Annotated in this window: 19 protein-coding genes; 7 read left to right on the top strand and 12 right to left on the bottom strand. The window is 69.7% G+C overall.

Going from position 1 to position 19,767, the window contains the following annotated elements; translation table 11 throughout:
• Positions 1-410 precede the first annotated feature (410 nt).
• Positions 411-1,760 carry an MFS transporter gene (locus EDM04_RS07545; protein ID WP_123620706.1) on the top strand — a complete coding sequence of 450 codons (1,350 nt, stop codon included), beginning with the start codon at positions 411-413 and terminating at the stop codon, positions 1,758-1,760.
• A 29-nt stretch (positions 1,761-1,789) separates the two neighbouring features.
• Here EDM04_RS07545 and EDM04_RS07540 read toward each other — a convergent pair whose 3' ends face one another.
• The gene (locus tag EDM04_RS07540; protein ID WP_123620703.1) at positions 1,790-2,122 is read right to left on the bottom strand and encodes an uS10/mL48 family ribosomal protein; all 333 of its coding nucleotides are present in this window, start codon (positions 2,120-2,122) and stop codon (positions 1,790-1,792) included.
• A gap of 202 nt (positions 2,123-2,324) precedes the next feature.
• Between EDM04_RS07540 and EDM04_RS07535 the strand changes: the two genes are divergently transcribed.
• A complete protein-coding gene (locus tag EDM04_RS07535) occupies positions 2,325-2,771 on the top strand; it encodes a bis(5'-nucleosyl)-tetraphosphatase (RefSeq protein ID WP_123620701.1) in 447 nt (148 codons plus the stop codon).
• Between the two features lie 54 nt (positions 2,772-2,825).
• On the top strand, positions 2,826-3,821 hold the full coding sequence (locus EDM04_RS07530) for a DUF5787 family protein (protein WP_123620699.1): 996 nt from the start codon (positions 2,826-2,828) through the stop codon (positions 3,819-3,821).
• 565 nt (positions 3,822-4,386) lie between these two features.
• Here the strand turns inward: EDM04_RS07530 and EDM04_RS07525 are convergent.
• Positions 4,387-7,458, bottom strand: a complete 3,072-nt coding sequence (locus EDM04_RS07525) for an FAD-binding and (Fe-S)-binding domain-containing protein (protein WP_123620697.1) — start codon at positions 7,456-7,458, stop codon at positions 4,387-4,389.
• A gap of 138 nt (positions 7,459-7,596) precedes the next feature.
• Here EDM04_RS07525 and EDM04_RS07520 point away from each other — a divergent pair, with 138 nt between their 5' ends.
• The 3 genes from EDM04_RS07520 to EDM04_RS07510 all read left to right on the top strand — a co-directional run bounded on the left by EDM04_RS07520 (position 7,597) and on the right by EDM04_RS07510 (position 10,799).
• The gene (locus EDM04_RS07520; RefSeq protein WP_123620695.1) at positions 7,597-8,166 is read left to right on the top strand and encodes an LUD domain-containing protein; all 570 of its coding nucleotides are present in this window, start codon (positions 7,597-7,599) and stop codon (positions 8,164-8,166) included.
• On the top strand, positions 8,159-10,393 hold the full coding sequence (locus tag EDM04_RS07515; RefSeq protein ID WP_123620693.1) for an LUD domain-containing protein: 2,235 nt from the start codon (positions 8,159-8,161) through the stop codon (positions 10,391-10,393). The genes EDM04_RS07520 and EDM04_RS07515 overlap by 8 nt, the downstream gene beginning before the upstream one ends.
• Before the next feature lie 103 nt (positions 10,394-10,496).
• Positions 10,497-10,799 (top strand): PRC-barrel domain-containing protein, encoded by a 303-nt coding sequence (locus EDM04_RS07510; protein WP_123620691.1) that lies wholly within the window; start codon positions 10,497-10,499, stop codon positions 10,797-10,799.
• Between the two features lie 15 nt (positions 10,800-10,814).
• On the opposite strand, the gene EDM04_RS07505 is transcribed toward EDM04_RS07510, so the two are convergent.
• The 10 genes from EDM04_RS07505 to EDM04_RS07460 all read right to left on the bottom strand — a co-directional run bounded on the left by EDM04_RS07505 (position 10,815) and on the right by EDM04_RS07460 (position 18,840).
• Positions 10,815-11,138, bottom strand: coding sequence for a hypothetical protein (locus EDM04_RS07505; protein WP_123620689.1), 324 nt, complete (start codon positions 11,136-11,138; stop codon positions 10,815-10,817).
• Positions 11,139-11,206: 68 nt separating this feature from the next.
• Positions 11,207-11,623 carry a hypothetical protein gene (locus EDM04_RS07500; RefSeq protein WP_123620901.1) on the bottom strand — a complete coding sequence of 139 codons (417 nt, stop codon included), beginning with the start codon at positions 11,621-11,623 and terminating at the stop codon, positions 11,207-11,209.
• A gap of 22 nt (positions 11,624-11,645) precedes the next feature.
• On the bottom strand, positions 11,646-12,338 hold the full coding sequence (locus EDM04_RS07495) for a hypothetical protein (RefSeq protein WP_123620899.1): 693 nt from the start codon (positions 12,336-12,338) through the stop codon (positions 11,646-11,648).
• Positions 12,339-12,422: 84 nt separating this feature from the next.
• Complete coding sequence (locus EDM04_RS07490) at positions 12,423-12,875, bottom strand: DUF5804 family protein (protein WP_123620687.1); 453 nt, start codon at positions 12,873-12,875, stop codon at positions 12,423-12,425.
• A 76-nt stretch (positions 12,876-12,951) separates the two neighbouring features.
• The gene (locus tag EDM04_RS07485; protein ID WP_123620685.1) at positions 12,952-13,992 is read right to left on the bottom strand and encodes a HAMP domain-containing sensor histidine kinase; all 1,041 of its coding nucleotides are present in this window, start codon (positions 13,990-13,992) and stop codon (positions 12,952-12,954) included.
• Positions 13,993-14,063: 71 nt separating this feature from the next.
• Positions 14,064-15,266, bottom strand: a complete 1,203-nt coding sequence (locus tag EDM04_RS07480) for a methionine adenosyltransferase (RefSeq protein WP_123620683.1) — start codon at positions 15,264-15,266, stop codon at positions 14,064-14,066.
• A 113-nt stretch (positions 15,267-15,379) separates the two neighbouring features.
• Positions 15,380-16,501: a pyridoxal phosphate-dependent aminotransferase gene (locus tag EDM04_RS07475; protein WP_123620681.1), complete on the bottom strand. Its 1,122-nt coding sequence runs from the start codon at positions 16,499-16,501 to the stop codon at positions 15,380-15,382.
• Between the two features lie 25 nt (positions 16,502-16,526).
• Positions 16,527-17,627, bottom strand: coding sequence for a DUF5821 family protein (locus tag EDM04_RS07470; protein ID WP_241154866.1), 1,101 nt, complete (start codon positions 17,625-17,627; stop codon positions 16,527-16,529).
• 45 nt (positions 17,628-17,672) lie between these two features.
• Positions 17,673-18,413, bottom strand: coding sequence for a tRNA (adenine-N1)-methyltransferase (locus EDM04_RS07465; protein ID WP_123620679.1), 741 nt, complete (start codon positions 18,411-18,413; stop codon positions 17,673-17,675).
• A gap of 10 nt (positions 18,414-18,423) precedes the next feature.
• Complete coding sequence (locus tag EDM04_RS07460; RefSeq protein WP_123620677.1) at positions 18,424-18,840, bottom strand: nascent polypeptide-associated complex protein; 417 nt, start codon at positions 18,838-18,840, stop codon at positions 18,424-18,426.
• Positions 18,841-18,990: 150 nt separating this feature from the next.
• On the opposite strand from EDM04_RS07460, the gene EDM04_RS07455 reads away from it, so the two are divergent.
• The gene (locus EDM04_RS07455; RefSeq protein ID WP_123620675.1) at positions 18,991-19,764 is read left to right on the top strand and encodes a creatininase family protein; all 774 of its coding nucleotides are present in this window, start codon (positions 18,991-18,993) and stop codon (positions 19,762-19,764) included.
• The last annotated feature ends 3 nt before the right edge of the window (positions 19,765-19,767 follow it).

Below are 19,767 nucleotides of genomic sequence, written 5' to 3'. Positions count from 1 at the left end.
CGTGTGCCCAGTACCCATGGAATCGTGATTAAAGAAGTAAAACAGATCAGCGAACGATCGGACAGGTCGTTGTTCTTTCGAGAATAGATCGATTAGATTCGCATTTTTTAATTTCTCTCATTTATCTGGGAATGATTCTCTGTGAAAACGCTTCTTGAGGATAGCACACCACGGCCGCCTAGAATATAATTTTGTCAACCAATTTGTTTATTAATATCTAGTCTGTGTTGTTGTTTTGTAAGAAATACCATGCTCACCCAATTCGAATCGCAATCGGTGTGCGATCCGGACTCCGACGCCGCCAAACTCTCGCCGAGGTGCGCACCCCGGCGTGAGAACGCGGTCGATCGGGGGATCGAGGTTCGCGATCGTCCAGACGCCAACGATCGTTCCTCAGGGGGTGTCTCGCGGTGAAGGCGACCGACCTGCTGTACGGCAAGTACCGGAACCTGATCCTCGCGACGGCGATGTTCAACCTCGGGTTCGTGATCTGGTTCTCGTTCGCGCCGTTCACCGGCGGCATCGCCGCGGAGTTCGGTCTTTCTGTCCAACAGCTCGGGATCGTGGCGAGCGCGGCCGTCGTCGCCGTCCCCCTCGGCCGCATCCTCGTCGGACCGCTGACCGACCGGTTCGGGGCTGACGTCACCGGCGGCGTGACGCTCGTGACAGTCGGGGCGTTCGCGATCGCCAGCGCGTTCGTACAGACCTACGAGGTGTTCACCGCCTCTCGGATCGTCGCGTCGCTGTCGGGGATCACGTTCGTCATCGGCATCCAACACGTCTCCGAGTGGTTCGAGGCGGAGAACCTCGGAACCGCTGAGGGGATCTTCGCCGGGATCGGCAACGCCGGGGCCGGACTGGGCGCGTACTTCACGCTCCCGCGGATCTTCGGCGAGGGATACGTCGACCCGATATTCGGGACCGGGTTCCTCGCCACCTCGTCGAACTGGCGGGCGGCGTTCTTCTACACGGGCGTGCTCGCGGTGCTGCTCGGGGTCGTCTACTACGTCTTCGGCGCCGCCGCGAAGAGCGAGACCAAACGAGAGGCGACGAAGGCGGGCGTGAGCTGGGACCAGTGGCGCTTCATCGCCACCCGCTACGGCGCGGTCGTCCTCTCCGTCGCGTACGTGATGTCGTTCGGGCTCGAACTGGCGATGAACGGCTGGCTGGGAACGTACTACCGCGAGGCGTTCGGCCAGGGCGACGTGGTGATCGCGGCGACGTTCGCCGCGACGTTCTCGGTCGCCGCCGGACTCTTACGGCCCATCGGTGGCTACGTCAGCGACGTGGTCGCGCGCAACGAGCGGGACATCCTCCCCTTCTTCGCCGGGGAGTACCGCAACCAATGGACGTTCGCCACGCTCTCGTTCGTGGTGCTGTCGATGTTCGGCATGACGCTCGCCGGGCTGACGGGGAACATCTACGTCGCCGTCGCGGCCGGGTTCCTCGTCGGGACCGGCTGCGCGTTCTCCGAGGGCGCCATCTTCGCGCAGGTGCCGACGATGTTCCCCGACAACTCCGGGTCGGTCACCGGGATCGTCGGTGGGATCGGCACCGTCGGCGGGGTCGTCTACCCGCTGGCCTTCTCCGCCGCGTTCCTCCCGAACCTCCACGTCGGCTACGCGATCGTCGGGGCGTCGATGCTCCCGATCCTCGGACTCGCCGCGTGGGTGTTCCAGCCGAGGATCGCTGAGCGCGCGAACGACGACGGGTGGCTCGTCTCCGGCGAGCGGATCGTCGCGACCGGCGACGACGACTGAGCCGTCGGTCGCTCCAGCGGTTTAAAAAATCAGTCGCGGCGGTGACCGAGCGGTTTCTTCTGATCGACTTCGACCTCGACGTGGATCGAGTCGGGGAAGTCGCGGGCGACGACCTCGCGGGCGATGTCGTCGGCGCCGTGGATCTCCATGGAGCGCTTGTACACGTCGTAGCTCCACGGCGAGAACTCGTCGCCGGCGCGGAGCTGCTTGTAAAGCGGGACGCGGACCGTCTCGGCGGGCGTGGCGTGCGGGCCCTTACACTCCGCGCCCTTGCGTTCGAGCGTCGACTTGAGTTCCTCGACCGTCTCGGCGAGCACGTCCCGGTCGCCGGAGGCGAAAGAGAGTTTCGTGACGAAGGTCATGGCTGGGGGTTACCGGTGATGGTGGCCCGAGGACCAAAAACGCATCTACCGAGGCGGGAGGCTACATGCAGCGCCCAGATCGGCGTATAAAAATCTCGACACCGAGGGTTAACGCCGCCCAAATCAGCCGAAGAGGGCCGCAACGGCCGGTGCGTTCGCGACTCCGACACCCTCTTTAGGGGTGCTCGCTTACCTGACGCTAATGACGGTCGAAGCGACCAGCGCTGGAGCCATCCTCTTCCGCGACACCCGCGGCGAACGGGAGTACTTGCTCCTGAAGAGCCGACCGGGGGACTGGGAGTTCCCCAAGGGCGGGGTCGAGGGGGACGAGGAGCTCCAGCAGACGGCGATACGGGAAGTCGGCGAGGAGGCCGGGATCGAGGATTTCCGGCTGATAGACGGCTTCCGCGAGGAGTACGACTACGTGTTCGAGGCGAACGGCAACACCATCCACAAGACGGTCCACCTGTTCATCGCGCGCTCGTTCGAGGCGAGCGCCGAGATATCGAACGAACACCGCGACCTGCAGTGGCGCGACTACGATCAGGCGCTCAACACGATCACGCAGACCGGGCCCCGAGAGATCCTCGAAGACGCTCACGAGTACCTCGACGAGCGGAAAGACGACGAGACGGGCGAGTACGTCTGACCCTCGGGCGACCGTGACGATCCGCTTTTCACTCCGGCGTCGGCGATTCCGACCGTGACTCCGGACGCCGAGTTCGGCTACGAGCTCCTCGTCTGTCGGTACGCCGAGCTCGCGTGGCACCCGAGCGACGGTCCCCGTCCCGCGGTCGTCGCCCGCCAGCTCGGTACCAAGAAGCGCCGCTGGGACACGGTCGTGATCGAGGTCGATCCGGCGGCGTTCGCGGCCCGCCGCGCGTTCGGCGACCGGACCATCGATTCCGATCTCCTCCACGTCGTGCGCCACGCCCCGGCCGAGTGGGCGTGGTACCGCGACGCGCTCCCGCACCCCGGCTACCCGTGGCGCTACGTCCGGCAGGCGGTGCACCGGGCCGCGGGCCGGAGCCTGATCGAGAAGCGCCGGCGGAACAACCGGATCCAGCTCCGCCGGACGCGACCGTACCCGGACTGGGTCGAGCGGATCGTCGCGATCGAGAACAAGCCGGACCTGGACCGCTCCGCCGCCGACCGCCTCGCCGACCAGCTCGCTCACGACGTGGAGGCCGGCCTCGCGGACGAGGCGTGGCTCGCGACCGAGACGACCGGCGAGCGCGTCGAGCCGGCGCTGCTCCGCGAGATGCCCGTCGAGGCCGGCATCCTCGCGACCGACTTCTCCGAGGGGGTTCGCGCCGACGCGGCGAGCGTGGCGTGGCACCCGAGCGATCTGGGCCCGCAGGGAAGCGAGCGACGCGATCCCGAGATCGAGACGCTCCGGCTGGAGATCGCCGAGCGCGCCTACGGGAAGGGGTGGCGCTCCTTCGCCGACACGATGCGCCCGGACTGTCGGCACTTCGAACTCCGCCGGGAGGGTCGAGCGCTCGTCCCGTACTGCGCGGCGAAGGACAAGGTCCCGACCGGCCGGGAGTGTTCGGGCTCCTGCGCGGAGTTCTCACCCGAGCCGCCCCAGTGGCGCACGAAGGGCTGGCCGATCGAGGGGGGTCCCGGGAAGGGACTCGAACTGGTCTTGGACCGACGGCGGGAGCGAGAGCGCGATCGGGTCGAAGGAGGCGAGTAACTTGATCGAGTGCGGGAGTGAGTATTGCAGATCGGTGGTGACAGTTCGATATTTAAACAGCCGTGAGCGACGGGGACGACCGCTTATGAATGAACGGCTGTGGCGCGCCCCGGTTCGCGGCCGCCATTGGCGGCCGCGAACCGCCGGTGCGAGGGAGTCGCTGGCGGCTGTCGCCGCCAGCGACGAGGCTGGGGAGGCGTGAGGCGCTGTGCGGTTGCGGGCGGGTGGGACTCAAAGGGGCAGCCGCTAAGGGCGTCGCAGGGGACGCAAGCACCGCAACGAGGGAGCGAACACCGTGAGCGACCGAGTGAGGCGCGCAGCGAGCATGCGTCGCCCTTAGCGGCTGGGGCTTTGAAGCTGTTCACCGCAGCACCGTCGATCACTTATAAACCGCCGCCAGCAACACTACTCGATCAGTTATAAACAACTACTCCACCATATCGCTATACCTACTCCCGCTATCAATCGTCACCGGACCGATATTGACCGGAACGCTTGCGCCCGTGGCTTTTGAGAACGACTCCCCGTTCGGTTCACGGGGGAGTCCCCCGCCGGGATCGCCCGCCTACGCCAGCGCCGCCGCCAGCTTCTCGACCGGATGCGGCGGTTCGGGGGCGCCGCCGTCGCGCTCCTTCAGTTGGCTCCGGCAGGAGGCGCCGGGCGCGACGACCTCGTCGCCGTCGCTCGCCTCGACCTGATCGAACAGGATCCGACCGATCGCCTTGCTCATCGAGTAGTGCTCGGCCTCGTAGCCGAACGAGCCCGCCATCCCGCAACAGGAGGTGTCGAGCGGGTCGACCCCGTACCCTGCCCGTCGGAGCACACCCACGGCGTGGTGGTCCTTCTTCGTCGCCTTCTGGTGACAGTGGCCGTGGTAGGTGAGCGACTCGGTTGGCGCGTCGAGGTCGATCCCCTCGTCGAGCCGGTGGGCGTCGACGTACTCCATGATTCCGTAGGTGTTCGCCGAGACCGACGCCACGTCGGCGTCGGGCACGTCGCTGGCGTCGCCGTCGAGCAGGTCGTGGTAGTCGCTCTGGAGCATCACGGCGTCGGTCGGCTCGACGACGACCACGTCCCAGCCGTTCCGCGTCTCGGGCGCGAGCGTCTCGACCGCGTCTTCGGCGGCCTTCCGGGACTTCTCGAGCATCCCCTTCGAGTGCGGGGGGCGACCGCTCCCGTCCACGTCCGGGATCCGGACGTGGCAGTTCGCGGCCTCCAGCACGCGTACCGCGGCCTTCCCCGCGCCGGGGTTCGTGTAGGTGGTGTACACGTCTGGGAACAGCAGCACGTCGCGGTCGGCCTCGGCGCGGGCGATTCCCGCGCCGCCGCGGGCCTCGAACCAGTCGGTCAGGCTCTCCGAGCGGAACGTGGGGAGGTCGCGCTCCCTCGCGATCCCGAGGGCCTTCTCCATGACGAGGCCGGCGCCCGGGAGCTTCCCGGGGAGGTTCGAGAGGGGGGCCAGCTTCGATCCGAGGGGCGCCAACCGCTCGAAGTTCCCCAGCACCCGCGTGCGGAGGTCGATCCCGTGCTCCTCGTGGTGGGCGTGCTCGACCTCGGCCTTGAGCTTCGCCATGTCGACGCCGCTCGGGCAGTCCACCGTACAGCCCTTACAGCCGACGCAGAGGTCCATCACCTCGGTGACGAACTCGTCGTCGGTCGGGTCGTCGGGGAGCTCGCCGTTCATGGCTCCGCGGAGCATGTTCGCCCGGCCGCGGGTCGCCTGTATCTCCTCCTCGGAGGCGCGGAAGGTCGGACACATCACGCCGCCGGTGGTCTCCTGCGGACCGCGACAGCCCCCGCAGCCGTGGCAGAGCTCGACCATCCCCTGCATCCCGTTGTCGATCGCCCACTCCATCGCCGGGTCGAAGCCGGCGTCGTACTCGTAGTCGGCGTCGAACCGGAGGTTCTCGCGCATGTCGAAGTCGCCGCAGACGTTCCCCGGATTGAGCAGCCAGTCGGGGTCGAAGGCGGTCTTCAGCTCGCGGAAGGCGTCCCACAGGTCCTCGCCGTACAGCTTCCGGTTCCACTGGGTCCGGGCGCGGCCGTCGCCGTGCTCGCCAGACACCGACCCGCCGAGCCGGACCACGGCGTCGGTGACGCGGTCGGCGATATCGACCATCGCGTCCACGCCGTCGACGTCCTTCGTGTTGATCAGCGGTCGGACGTGGAGCACCCCCGGCCCGGCGTGCGCGTAGAACGTCGCGAACGTGTCGTTGTCCTCCAGAATCTCCTGGAACTCGCGGGTGTACTCCGGGAGGTGCTCCGGCGGGATCGCGCAGTCCTCGATGAAGGAGATGTGCTTGTCGTCGGTGGTGCGCGACAGCAGGATCGGGAGCCCCGCCTTGCGCATCTTCCAGAACCGGTCGCGCTTCGCGGGGTCGTGCGCCTCCATCGCGTCGACCGCGCGACGGGGCTGGCTCGTGACCGCCGCGGCGCCGTCGCTCGGCTCCGCCACCGTCGCCGGTCGGGGTCGCTCGGCCGTCGCGCCCGCCCGGTCCGCGATCAGGTCCGCGACCTTCCGTTTCCCCTCCGCGTCGCTGTCGGCGTAGAACTCGACGAGGAGCACGGAATTGGTTCCCTCGGGAAGCATTCCGACGACCTCCGCGAACTCCGGCGTGTCGGCGGCGAGCCCTAAGAGGACGTCGTCCATCACCTCGACGGCGGCGGGGTCGTGTTCGAGGATCGGCGCCACGTCCTCCATGGCGTCGAGGAGGTCGTCGTACGTCAGGAGCGCCACCGCCTTCGTCTCCGGAATCGCCACGAGCGAGACCGTCGCCTCCGTCACCGTCGCGAGCGTCCCCTCGCTGCCGGCCATGAGGCGAGCGAGGTTGACCGCGCCCGCCTCGCCGTGATCGCCGCGGTACTCGGCGAGCAGGCGGTCGAGGTTGTAGCCGGAGACGTTCCGCTTCATCTCCGGGAACCGCTCGTCGATCGCGTCCGCCTCCTCGTCTAAGATTCGGACGACCTCGGCGTAGATTCGCGGCAGGAGGTCGTCGGCGTCGGGATCGGCCGACTCGCGCAGCTCCTCGACGGCGACCTCCCCGAAGGTCGTCACCGTCCCGTCCGCGAGCACGACCTCCGCCTCCTCGACGTAGTGGTCGGTCTTCCCGTACTTCAGCGAGTGCGAGCCGGTGGAGTTGTTGCCGATCGCGCCGCCGAGCGCGGACTTGTCGCGCCACGCCGGGTCGGGCGCGAACTTCAGCCCGTGGGGCTCGACCGCGGCGTTGAGATCGCCGACGTACGCCCCCGCCTGCGCCCGGGCGGTCCCCGCGTCCGGGTCCGTCGACAGCACCGCGTCCATCGAGTCGGTCAGATCGAGGACGACCGCCTCGCTCACCGTCTGGCCCGCGAGCGACGTGCCGCCTCCGCGCGGCAACACCGGAATTCCCTCCTCGAAGCAGTACTCGTGAACCGCCGCCACGTCCGCCGTCGACGCCGGCATCACGACCCCGATCGGCGTGACCTCGTACGCCGACGCGTCGGTCGCGTACAGCCGCTTCGAGTAGTCGTCGAACCGTACGTCGCCGTCGACCCGGGCCTCCAGCGCCTCGACGAGGTCCGGGCGCTCCACCGCCCCGCCCGTGTAGTCGAAGTCCCCCCCGTCCCGCGGATCCGGGTCCGGCGTGTTGGTTGCCATGAGAGTCCCTCACGGTCGAGCTATGAAAAATCTCCTGACCCGGCATATCGAACGGGAACCTCCCGCCCAGCCGCAAGCTCGAACGGGGTCCCCGAAACCCGGCACAACACCCATATGTATCCCGTTGAATGATGACGTATGTCACTCGCCGACCGCTCGACGTTCAAGCGCCGGCTGGACTCCCTCGGAGTGACCGTCACCGAGGGGCCGCCGAGCGCGTGCGGGGAACTGATCGACGAGGCCGCGGGGGACCCGGCCGTCGGGGTCCCGCTCGGCGGAGGGGGCGACGACCCGACCGACGCGCCGGTCGCGCTGCCCGACCGGGTCGAGACCGACCCGACGACCGCAGAGCTCCGCGCGGCCCACACCGGCGTCACCGACGCGGAGCTCGGGGTCGTCGCGTACGGGAGCGTCGCGATCGAGGCCGACCGGGCGGGAACCGAGCCGGTGAGCCTCTTCGTCGACCGCCACGTCGTCGTCCTCCGCGAGGCCGACCTCGTCCCCGACATGCCGGACGCGTTCGAGTGGCTCGGCCCGAAGGCGCGCGACGAGTCGGCGGACGTGGTGTTCGCCACCGGTCCCAGCGCGACCGCCGACATGGGCGGGCTCGTCCAAGGGGCGCACGGCCCGAAGGAGGTCCACGTGGTGCTGTTGCGGGACGACGAGGCGGCCGACTCCGCGGATCCCGGGGTGACCGCCGATGAGTAGCGACGCCGCGAAGGCCGACCGCATCCGCGAGCTGATGGCGGCCGAGGGCGACGCGGTCGCCGCGAACACCCGCGGGTTCAACGAGGGGCGCTACGAGTCGACGGGCCGGCTCGACGACTACGAGGAGCTGAAAGGCGAGGCCCGCGCCATCAAGGAGGACGCGATCGGCCGCCTGCCGGAACTGATCGAGCAGGTGAGAGAATCGGTCGAAGCCGACGGCGGGACCGTCTACGTCGCCGACGACGCGGCGGACGCGAACCGGTACATCACGGAGCTGACCGCCCGGGAGCGCGACGCCGACCGCCTCGTGAAGTCGAAGTCGATGACCTCCGAGGAGATCGAGGTGAACGAGGCGCTCGAAGCGGAGGGCGTGGAGGTGGTCGAGACGGACCTCGGCGAGTGGGTCCTCCAGCTCGCCGACGAGGCGCCCTCGCACATCGTCGCGCCGGCGATCCACAAGTCCCGCGAGGGCATCTCGGAGCTGTTCGCGGAGCGGTTCGACCTCGACGACCCGCCGGAGACCGCCGAGGAGCTCACGGTGTTCGCCCGCGAGCGGCTCGGCGAGCTGATCGAGGACGCCGACGTGGGGATGACGGGGGCGAACTTCATCGCCGCGGACTCGGGCACGATGCTTCTGGTCACCAGCGAGGGCAACGCCCGGAAGTCGGTGACCGCGACCGACACCCACGTCGCGGTCGCGGGCGTCGAGAAGCTCGTCCCGACCGTCGAGGACTTCTCGCCGTTCGTCGAGCTGATCGGCCGGTCCGGGACGGGACAGGACGTGACCTCCTACATCTCGACGCTCACCCCGCCCGTCGATTCCCCCATTCCGGACTTCCAGGGCGACGAGGAGCCGCTCGCCGACGGCTCGGGCGACGACCGCGACTTCCACCTCGTCCTCATCGACAACGGGCGCATGGCGATGCGCGACGACGAGGAGCTGAAGGAGACGCTGTACTGCATCCGGTGTTCCGCCTGCGCGAACGCCTGCGGCAACTTCCAGAGCGTCGGCGGCCACGCGTTCGGCGGGGAGACGTACTCCGGCGGCATCGCCACCGGCTGGGAGGCCGGGATCGAGGGGCTCGACGTCGCCGCCGAGTTCAACGACCTCTGTACCGGCTGCTCCCGGTGCGTCCCGGCGTGTCCCGTCGGGATCGACATCCCGTGGATCAACACGGTCGTCCGCGACCGGATCAACCGCGGCGAGGTCGACTCTCGACAGACCGACTGGCTGTTCGAGGAGCTGGTGCCCGACGAGGAGCCCGCGGGACTCGATCTGGGGACGCGGGTCGTCGGCAGCTACGAGACCGTCGCGAAGCTCGGGAGCCTGACCGCGCCGATCGCGAACCGGCTCGCCGACGCGGGCCCGCTCCGCGCGCTCGCCGAGCGCGTGACCGGGATCGACCGCCGGCGCGACCTGCCCGAGTTCGCGAGCGAGCCGCTCGTCGACTGGTTCGAGCGCCGGGGCGGCGCCGCGGTCCCTGCGGACGAGGCGTCCCGGGAAGCCGTGCTCTACCCCGACACCGCGACCAACTACGTCGACATCGACCGGGGAAAGGCGGCGGTGCGCGCGCTGGAGGCGCTCGGCGTCCACGTCCGGGTCCCAGACCTCTCGGGGAGCGGTCGTCCGCCGCTCTCGCAGGGGATGGTCGCGACCGCGCGAGCGTCGGCCGAGGACGCGTACGCGGGGCTCGCCCCCCACGTCGACGCCGGCCGCGACGTGGTCGTGATCGAACCGAGCGACCTCGCGATGTTCCGGCGCGAGTACGAGAAGCTCCTCCCGGAGCGCTCGTTCGAGCGACTCGCCGACGCCGGCTACGACGTGATGGAGTACTGTTTCGGCCTCCTGGAGAACGGCGGCGACCCGGCCGCGCTCCGGGCGCCGGCCGAGGGGACGGGCCCGGTGGCCTCGGGGACGCGCGTCGCCTACCACCCGCACTGCCAGGCGCGGACGATCGGCGTCGGCGAGCACGCGACCGCCGTGATGGAGCGGCTCGGCTACGACGTGCGCGTCTCTGAGACGGAGTGTTGCGGGATGGCCGGCTCGTTCGGCTACAAGACCGACTACTACGAACTGAGCATGGACGTGGGAGAGCCCCTCCGCGAGCAGTTCGGCGACACCGACCGGACCGTCGTCGCCTCGGGCACCTCCTGTAACGAACAGCTGGACGCCCTGCTGGAGTCGACGCCGATGCACCCGGTGGAGCTGATCGCGCCGCGGGAGTGAGCGGGCGCGGGACGGTCGCGACGGGCCCCGCCCCACCCGTCCCGTCTGACGGGCGTCGTTCGACAACGAACGCTTAATAGGCGCGCTCGTGACCGTACCGCATATGAACGCTGCTCCGGAGGAGATCACCTCCCTCGTCGGTCGCGAGGTCTACTCGAACAACGGCGTCTTCGTCGGCGAGATCGAAGACGTGCGCCTCGATCTGGACGCACAGGCGGTGACCGGGCTCGCGCTCGCGGAACTCAACCACGAGCTGTTCGCCGGGCGCGTCGACGGGAACACCGGCGTCATCCTCCCGTACCGCTGGGTCCGCGCCGTCGGTGACGTCGTGCTGATAAACGACATCATCGAACGGCTCGACACCGGGAGCGACGAGACGGAGGGCGAGGCCGAACTGGAGGTCTAACGCGCTCTCACGCCGTCAGAAGGGGAGCGCGTCTCGCAGGCTCGTCAGGAACCCGCCGCCCTCCCGCCGCTTGCGGTCGAACACCGGGTACAGCGCGTCGAGGAACTCCGTCTCGTTCTCGAACCGGCTCTGCGGCACCTCGTCGAGCGCCTCGCCGAGCGCGATCGTCCGGCCCTTGGCGTCGTAGGGGATCTCACTGTCGCCGAGGGCGTCGCGGATCTCCCCGGCCGTCGCCGGGAACGACACGTCCGCCTCCTCGATCCGGCCGTCGAGCACGGCGATGCCGAACTCGATCGCGTCCGGCTCGGAGGATCCGCCGCCGGGTGGGCGTGCTGCCATTGCGGGAAGATACTCGCTCGGGGCTTTTTAAACTCATGCTCGGAGCCTGCCGGGACGATTGTCTCCCTTCACTCGGGAAGCGACTCCTCCGGCGGCGCCGCGTCGAGGACCGCCAGCTCGATTCCGTCGCCGGCGCGGTCGAACGCGGCGACCGCGTCGTCGTCGTACGGCGGCACGGCCACGAGCACGATCGCCGCGAGGTCGTCCGTCTTCGACACGCCGAGGAACCCGTTCGGGTGCGAGACGAACCGCGCGCCGCCCCGCCCCGCGGGCGTCCCGATGTCGACGCCGAACACCGCGTTCACCGAGCCGCCGACCTCCGCGGGCGTGAAGTGAGTCAACACCGGCATCTCCGGGTCGAGTCCGGTCTCCTCGTCGAACTCGCCGGCGCGCGTCGCCGAGAGCTTCAGGCTCGTCTCGTCGGGGTCGCGCTCGGCGGCCAGATCGAGGAGCACCGTCAACAGGTCGCGCGTGACGTGGATCACGGGCATACGGGCGTCGACACGGTCAGATCCCGAGCGCCGAGCGGAGCGTCTTCGCGTACAGCCCGGGCGCCTTGCGGCGCGACCCGGAGAGCGCGTCCTCGACGGCGAGCGCGCCGCGCTCCGCTACGCCGACGCCGTGGCCCACGCGCACCCGCTCCGGATCGAGCCCGGAGAGCGCCTCGGTCGGCGGAAACAGCCGCAGCATCGGGTGGACGCCGAGCCGCTCGCGGTCGCCCCGGAAGTACGGAGCGGAGCCGAGCGACTCGGGGACGATCAGCGTCTCGCCGTCGAAGAAGCCGACCTCCTGCCACGGGGGGACAGTCGAGTCGCGGATCCGGAACGCCTCGAACCCCGAGTCGGCCAGCCGCGAACCGAACCGCTCGACGGGCGCGTCGATCTCGTCGGCGACGCCGGTCATCCACTCGGCGACGTAGACGGGGACGCCGTGTCGCGTCGCGATCGCGGCGCTGTCGCGCTTGTGGCGGTCTAAGCCGATGACGACGCCCGCGACCGTACCGAGCTCGTCCAGCAGGTCGTCGACGCCGGGGGCGTCGACCGGGTCGAACACCCAGACGTCGTCCGTCTCGCTCTCCTCGTTCGGGACCGCGACCGCGTGGCTCGCGCGCTCCATCTCCTCGTCGGGGTACGCGATCCAACCGACGCCGCGGCCGAAGCGGTCGATCTCGTGGAGCTCCGCGTCGCCGTCAGCTTTCATTCCCATATCACGTGTTCGGTCCGGACCCTTTTTAACCCGTCTCCGGCGGAAGCGGCGTCGAGACCCGCTGGCGACCCCTTCCGCTCACCCAGAGAACTCCGACTCGCTCACCCGGACGACCACCGTCTCGTCGACGTCGCGGAGGTCGTACTCGGGCGTCTCGCCCTGCGTCCGGCGGACGTAGAGGGGTTCGACCGGTCGCCCGTCGACGAGCCCGAACACCTTCAGGCGCTGGTCGGTCTCTTCCGGGGGGACCGCGCCGTCGCGCACCTCCCGAGCGAGGTCGCGCGAGAGCCACTCGTCGGGGGAGACGGAGGGCTCGCGGACGAGCGCCTCGTCGACGAAGCGCACGAGGTACCAGTTGAGGTCGTTTAAAAGGGACACTGCAGCGCCGAGGCTCACGGTGTCGACGGCGACGCTGTTCTCGAAGGGCTCCTCGATCTCGTAGGTCGCGAGGGCGTCCCGGGCCGTCTCGCGGGACAGCAGCTCGTAGGTGAGGTTCACGTCGGGGTCGCCGAGGAGACACACCCGCGTCACACGCTATCGCACTCGGCCGCTCCACAAATCGGTTGCGGTCACGCGGACCGGGAACCGCTCGGACCGCCGAGCGCTCTCACTCCGTCTCGAAGACGAACTTCGCTCCGCCCTCGTCGCTCTCCGCGATCGACACCGTCCAGCCGTGGGCGTCGGCGATCCGCGAGACGATCGCGAGCCCGAACCCGGTCCCCTCCGCCGCGGTGGTGTACCCGGCGTCGAGCACCGATTCCCGCTCGTCGTCGGGAATTCCGGGGCCGTCGTCGGCGACGAAAAAGCCCGTCGGCGTGGCGCCGACCGTGACGACCACCGATCCGTCGGCGCCGCCGTGCTCGATCGCGTTGCGAAAGAGGTTCTCGAGGAGTCGGCGGAGGCGAGACGGATCGGCGTCGATTGTGGCGTCGCCCGCGATCTCAAGCCTGTTCGCTTCGTCTCCGGTGTCCTCGACGTTCGCCGTCGTCGACCACGCCTCCCGCGCCAGCGCGCCGAGCGAGACCGACTCCGTTTCCGTCGCTTCCTCCCCCTCCCGGGCGAGCGTCAGGGTGTCGTCGATGATCTGTTCCGTGCGATCCAAGGCGCCCGCGATCCGGTCGAACGCCTCCTCGTCGCCCTCGCGGGCGAGGGGGAGGTATCCCTGCGCGACGGAGAGCGGGTTCCGGAGGTCGTGAGCGACGACCGACGCGAACTCGTCCAACCGACTCCGCCGGGTCTCGCTCTCGCGAGACGTGCGTATCGCGGTCCGTCGCTGGTGATCGTACAGCCCGACTAAGAGCCCGAGCAGCGTCCCGCGTACGAAGGCGTTCACCACCGTGAGCCGCCGTTCGGTGAGCACGACCCCCTGCGTCTGCTGGTAGAGGATCGTCGTGCCTTCGATTCCGGCGATCACCGTCCCGCAGAGCAGACACCAGGCGACGACCCGACGGGTGATCGTCGTTCGCTCGTCGTACCGGATCCACCACAGCAGCGCCAGCAGCGCGGCACCGAATCCGAGCGGGATCAGCGATCCGAGAACGACCGCTACCGGGTCGTCGGTCGGAGACGAAGAGAATTCGACGACGCGAGCGACGATCCCGACCACCGCGACGAGCGCGAGGACCGGCCACGCGCGGGTCGAATCCATTACCGAACGTCACCCGTCAAACCGCAAATAACTTCTGAGATCCGTTACGTACCGCTGCGGCGGTACCCGGCTCAGAACGTCGACACGTCGCCGTCGATGACGCTGCGAGTCACGTCCGTGACGTCGGACAGCTCCTCGTCGACGATGGCGACGACCTCCTCCTCGATGTCGTCGATATCGAGCCCCTCCTCGGTGACGAGCTGCGCGTCGGCGACGTGAGGCTCGTCGATCGGGCGCCCGATCTGCGAGAGCAGGCGGACCTGCAGGTCGCGGATCCCGTCGACCTCGTCGGTGACGGACTCCGCGATCCGGGTCGACAGGAGGTTGTAGATCTTCCCGATGTGGTTGACGGGGTTCTTCCCGGAGGTCGCCTCCATCGACATCGGTCGGTTCGGAGTGATGAGTCCGTTCGCGCGGTTGCCGCGCCCCACGGACCCGTCGTCGCCCTGCTCGGCGGAGGTGCCGGTGACGGTGAGGTACACCGAGCCCTCCTCGTAGTCGTCGGCGGTGTTGACGTCGACGTGGACCGCTCGGTCCGTGCGCGCCTCGGCCAGATCGGTGACGAACTCGCGCACGTCCTCGACGGCGTCGTCGTACTCGTCGAGATCGTCGACGTACCGGTCGACCATCGCCGCCGCGACCGTGATGTCGATCCGGTCGCCCTCGCGTTTGCCCATGATCTTCACGTCCGGTCCGAGCTCGGGGTGGTCGTCGTGGTAGGTCGTGTTGAGCTCCCGCTCGGCCTCGTAGACGATCCGCTCGGTCTCCGTCAGGGGCGCGTGGCCGACGCCGAAGGAGGTGTCGTTGGCCATCGGAACCTGCTGGGTCTCCTCGCCGAACACGTCCTGGAGGTCGCCGGAGCCCTCGCCGAGCCTGGCGTCGACGATCACGTCGGTGCCGTACTCCAGCTCCGGGATCGCCTCGGAGAGGTAGTCGCGGGCGGCCGCGAGCGCGGTCGAATCGACGGGGAGCTGCTCTCCCTCGTACTCCTTCGTCGCGCGGCCCACGATGAGCACGTAGAGCGGCTCGACGACCTCGCCGCCGCCGTAGGCGGGCGCGGCGCGGCCGGCGACCAGCTGCGTCTCGTCGGTGTTGTAGTGGAGCACCTTCCCGACGCGGTCCAAGTAGAGCTGCGAGAGCGCGCGCGACACCGACTCCGCGATACCGTCGCAGATCGAGTCGGGGTGTCCGATACCCTTCCGCTCGACGATCTCGACCTCCTGGTCCTCGACCGCTCGGCGGTCGAGGCGGCTGACCTGAATGTTCCGGTCCATTACCAACCGGTACTTCATCGGCGACAGTATAACTTGCGGAAACCTCCCGGGACTGACTAATGCTTTGAGGTTATCGTTTGGCAGGTGTTGCCCGTATCTGCGTCATGTCGCGGCTACTTCACCGCCTCGTAGGCGTCCGCCATCACGTCGAGCGCTTCCCGGAGCTCGCTCTCGTCGGTCGCGTACGAGATCCGGGCGTGGCCGCGCCCGCCCTCGCCGAACGCCTCGCCCGGCACGACGACCACGCCGCGGTCGAGGCACTCGTCGACGAACCCCTCGGGAACCCGCGGCATCGCGTAGAACGCCCCCTGCGGCGTCGGGCAGTCGATCCCGATGTCGTCGAAGCCCTCGAGGAGGAGGTCGCGGCGGCGCTCGAAGGAGGCGGTCATCTCGTCGACGACCCCGCGATCGCCGCGCAGCGCGGCCTCGGCGGCGTACTGCGCCGGAGCCGACGCGCAGGCCTGCGCGTACTGGTGGACGCGGAGCATGCGGTCGACGCGCTCGGACGAACCGTACACCCAGCCGAGCCGCCAGCCCGTCATCGAGAACAGCTTCGAGGCGGAGTTGACGACGACGACGCTGTCGGTCTCGGCGAACTCCATCGGGGAGTAGTGGTCCCCGTCGAAGACGGTGTACTCGTACACCTCGTCGGAGACGCAGAGCACGTCGTGCTCGTCGGCGATCCGCGCGAACTCGCGCACGTCTTCCTCGGAGGAGACCGCGCCCGTGGGGTTGCCGGGCGAGTTCACCACGAACGCCGCGGTGTCGTCGGTGATCGCGTCTTCGATCGCCGCCGGGTCGATCGTGAGGTCGTCGCGCAGCGGGACCGGGACCGGCTCCGCGCCCGTCAGCTTCGTCAGCGCGTCGTAGGAGACGAACCCCGGGTCCGGGATCAGCACCTCGTCGCCGGCGTCGACGTGCGCCTCCAAGGCGACGTGGAGCGCCTCGCTGCCGCCCGCGGTGGCGATCGCGTTTCCGGGGTCGAGGTCGACCCCCTGATCCGCCCGGTGTTTCTCGGCGATCGCCTCGCGCAGCGACCGGGTCCCCTTGTTCTCGGTGTAGGCGTCGGCCTTCCCGGCCTCGATGGCGTCTACCGCGGCCTGTCGCGCGCGGTCCGGCGTCGGGAAGTCGGGCTGTCCGAGCCCGAGGTTGATCGCGTCGTCGCCGGCCGCCTCGAACACCTCGCGGATCCCGCTGATGGAGATCCGCTCGACCCTGTCGGAGAAGTTCGGCATACCCGTTCGGGGGCGCCGCCGGGAGTTAGTTCTTGTCACGTCGCGCCCGCTCCCACACCGGTCGGCGCTCGTCGCGTCCGGGGGTCTCGCGGACCCGCCCGTCCTCGTCGACCGGGAGCGCGAACCGCCCGCGGAGCACGCTGAGCACCTCTACCGGAGTCGCGCGGAGCAGCGCGTCGTCGACGGCGCGAAGCCGGAGCTGGGGCCGTCCGTCGCCCGCCGGAACCTTGATCGCCTCGATCAGACCGCGCCGCACGAGGGCCTTGCGGTCGTCGGTGAGGTCCTGGCCGGCGGCGATCCCGACGCCCCCGTCGAGGTCGGCGCTCTCGTCTCCTTCGTCGCCATCGCCGTTTCCGCCGCTATCGTCGCTCCCCCGGCCCGACTCGTCGCCGATCCACCGCCTGAGGTCCCACAGCAGGTGGTCGTGCCGCGCCGCCAGCGCGAGGAGGAGGGTCCGATCGGTGACCTCGCCGGTCCGACCGACCGCGCCGTACGGGAGCGCGTCGAGGGCCGCCGCCACGTCGTCGGCGAACCGGTCGTCGAGCGTCTCGCGGGCGGCCGCGAGCAGGCGGCTTCGCGCGGGCATGTCGACGCTCGCGGGCGTCGCCGCCGCGAACCGCTCGCGCACCGCCCGGGACGCGGGCGCGACCCGGTCCGGCGTCTCCTCGGCGACGAGCGTCCGGTTCCCCTCCGGTCCGGCGACCGCGTCGACGCGCTCCGGGGACGCGAACAGGACCCGTCCGGCGTCGCTCTCGTTCGCTCCCGTCCGGGGACCGGCCCCCGTCCGGAGTTCGATCGCTCCCGCCGCGACCGCCTCGGCGACCGCGGTGCCGAGGACGAACGCCCGTCCGAGCGCGTCGACGACGCCCGGTCGACAGGCGACCCGCCACGGCGTGTCGTCCTCCGTCCGCTCCCGGGCCGCGAGTATCGGCGGGAGAAGCGCCAGTGGAACGCCGACGGCGACGACTTCTGATCGGCCGGTGAGCGCCGATTCGACCGCGTCGACGAGTCCGGCGTCGGTCCCGTCGATCTCGACGGCGACGTCGGAGGGGTCGTCTCCGAGCCCGTCACGTTCGCTGGGGCTGTCGCCGGCGGCGATGTAGCCGCCGGTCGTCGGCGAAGCCATACGCTCCGTGGCAGCGGAATCGGAAAGAACGTTGCGCCGCTCCGGCTACGGGGCCCGACCGAACACCAGATACCCGGTGTGGCCGACGCCCGCGGTGGAGGGACGGGAGCCGCGGTCGGAGAAGTCCATCTCGCGCTGGATCGTTTCGAGCGTCTCGACGCCCTCGAAGCCGGCCTCGCGGGCGGCGAGGGCGGCCTCGCGGGTCCCCTCGACGAAGGGGGAGTAGACGGCGAGGCGGCCGCCGGAGACCAGCAGGTCGTCCGCGCGCTCGACCACCGCCGGGGCGTCGCCCGTGTCGAGTGTCAACACGTCGAAGGGGTCCTCGTCGGCGAGCGCGTCCAGTTCCTCGCTGAGGTCGCCGGTGCGGACCTCGACGCGGTCCGACACGCCGGCGGTCGCCATGTTCCCGCGGGCGACCTCGGCGAAGTCGGGGTCGATCTCGTAGGTGGTCACGTCGGCGCCCGCGCGGCCGAGGTACGCCGCGAGGATCCCCGTCCCGGTGCCGGCGTCGAGCACGCGGTCGCCGCCGGACGCGCCGGTGTGGCCCATCACGAGCCCCACGTCGCGGGGCATCATCGGGGCGCCGGTGCGTTCGAGGTGGTTGAAGAGATCCGGGCCGCGGAGCTCGCGGACCTCGAAGACGGTTCCGAGGTGGGTCTCGACGGTGTCGCCGCCCTCGACGTCGTCGGGGACCTCGAGCACGCCGAGGTCGGTGCCGAACTCCTCGCCCGGCTCCAACAGGTACTCCCGGTCGTCGTGGACCAGCAGGTACGCGGCGTCCGTCACGCCGGATCAGTCACTCCAGGTCCGCGATGGCGGCCGCGAGGTCGCCGTCGACCTTCTCTAAGGCCTCGCGGGCCGCGGACTGCGGGACGCCCGCGCGCTCGGCGACGAGCGCCACGTCCTCGTCGGGAATGGCGTCGGTGACGCCCGCGTCGCGTTCCGTCGCGTCGGGCGACTCGTCGCCCTCCTCGATCGCGGAGGGGCTCCCGCCGGCGCCGGCGTCGGCGACCGTCTCGGGGGAACCGACGATCTGGTAGGTCTCCTGTCCCTGGGCGTCCATCTTGGTCACCTGGGCGCCGTCGAAGACGAGGTCGTCGCCGTCGGCCGTCTCGATGACGACCCGGTCGGCGTCGAGCTCCTCGACGTCGATCCCCATCTGTTTCATCATCTGTTTCATCTTTCGCGGGTTCATGCCGCCTCCTCCGAACATACCTCCGAATTCGGCGGGACGACACAAAAAGGGTGGCGACACGGGTCGACGGCGTCGGTCGGGGCGCTCGCTCCGGGATCGGGACCGCCGCTCCCGGCGAGCGCGACCGAGAAAGCGGGTTTCATACGTCCCCGAACCCGGAGGTCGGGTATGTATCTCGCCGACCACACGTGGCCGGAGCTCGGGGAGGCGCTGGCGGACGCGTCCGTCGCGCTCGTCCCGCTCGGCTCCACGGAACAGCACGGCCCGCACCTGCCGTTGGCGACCGACCACCTGATCGCCGAGGCGCTCGCGACCGCGGCCGCCGAGGAGACCGGCGCCGTCCGCACGCCGACGGTCACCGTCGGCGTCAGCCCGCACCACCGGCAGTTCCCGGGGACGATGTGGGTCGACCCGCCGGCGTTCCGCGACTATGTGGAGTCGTTCACCCGGAACCTCGCGTACCACGGGATCGACCGCGTCGTGTTCGTGAACGCCCACGGCGGCAACGTCCAGCACCTCCGGGAGGTCGGGCGACGGCTCCACGAGGACGAGACGGCCTACGCGATCGAGTGGATGTGGGACGAGTCGATCCCGGGGCTCGTCGACGACCTGTTCGAGCACAACGGACCCCACGCGGGCCCGAAGGAGACCGCGATGATCACCCACATCGCCCCGGAGCTGGTCGACGCGGACCGGCTGGAGGACGCCCGCGACGACGGGCTCGTCCACCTCGACGAGTCGGACGCGGTGGTCCACGGGGCCCGTACCTACTACGACTCGATCGACAACTCCCCGAACGGGGCCTTCGGCGACCCGACCGACGTGACCGAGGAGAAGGCGGAGCGGCTGTTCGAGGCCGCGAGCGGTCAGCTCGTCGAACTGGTCGAGTGGCTCGACGCGCGCGACCCCGAGGAGCTGCTGCCGAAGGACCGGGTGGCGTAGCGC

The organism is Halorubrum sp. CSM-61 (assembly GCF_003781945.1).
Taxonomy (GTDB): domain Archaea; phylum Halobacteriota; class Halobacteria; order Halobacteriales; family Haloferacaceae; genus Halorubrum.
Note: the sequence above shows the minus strand (reverse complement) of the source record. Positions and strands in the feature narration are given on the sequence as shown.

What these genes read in the sequence shown, in the direction of transcription:
- EDM04_RS07540 (WP_123620703.1), bottom strand. Translation starts at nt 2,122, where the DNA reads ATGACCTTCGTCACGAAACTCTCTTTCGCCTCCGGCGACCGGGACGTG.
- EDM04_RS07535 (WP_123620701.1), top strand. Translation starts at nt 2,325, where the DNA reads ATGACGGTCGAAGCGACCAGCGCTGGAGCCATCCTCTTCCGCGACACC.
- EDM04_RS07525 (WP_123620697.1), bottom strand. Translation starts at nt 7,458, where the DNA reads ATGGCAACCAACACGCCGGACCCGGATCCGCGGGACGGGGGGGACTTC.
- EDM04_RS07520 (WP_123620695.1), top strand. Translation starts at nt 7,597, where the DNA reads ATGTCACTCGCCGACCGCTCGACGTTCAAGCGCCGGCTGGACTCCCTC.
- EDM04_RS07515 (WP_123620693.1), top strand. Translation starts at nt 8,159, where the DNA reads ATGAGTAGCGACGCCGCGAAGGCCGACCGCATCCGCGAGCTGATGGCG.
- EDM04_RS07510 (WP_123620691.1), top strand. Translation starts at nt 10,497, where the DNA reads ATGAACGCTGCTCCGGAGGAGATCACCTCCCTCGTCGGTCGCGAGGTC.
- EDM04_RS07505 (WP_123620689.1), bottom strand. Translation starts at nt 11,138, where the DNA reads ATGGCAGCACGCCCACCCGGCGGCGGATCCTCCGAGCCGGACGCGATC.
- EDM04_RS07495 (WP_123620899.1), bottom strand. Translation starts at nt 12,338, where the DNA reads ATGAAAGCTGACGGCGACGCGGAGCTCCACGAGATCGACCGCTTCGGC.
- EDM04_RS07485 (WP_123620685.1), bottom strand. Translation starts at nt 13,992, where the DNA reads ATGGATTCGACCCGCGCGTGGCCGGTCCTCGCGCTCGTCGCGGTGGTC.
- EDM04_RS07480 (WP_123620683.1), bottom strand. Translation starts at nt 15,266, where the DNA reads ATGGACCGGAACATTCAGGTCAGCCGCCTCGACCGCCGAGCGGTCGAG.
- EDM04_RS07475 (WP_123620681.1), bottom strand. Translation starts at nt 16,501, where the DNA reads ATGCCGAACTTCTCCGACAGGGTCGAGCGGATCTCCATCAGCGGGATC.
- EDM04_RS07470 (WP_241154866.1), bottom strand. Translation starts at nt 17,627, where the DNA reads ATGGCTTCGCCGACGACCGGCGGCTACATCGCCGCCGGCGACAGCCCC.
- EDM04_RS07460 (WP_123620677.1), bottom strand. Translation starts at nt 18,840, where the DNA reads ATGTTCGGAGGAGGCGGCATGAACCCGCGAAAGATGAAACAGATGATG.
- EDM04_RS07455 (WP_123620675.1), top strand. Translation starts at nt 18,991, where the DNA reads ATGTATCTCGCCGACCACACGTGGCCGGAGCTCGGGGAGGCGCTGGCG.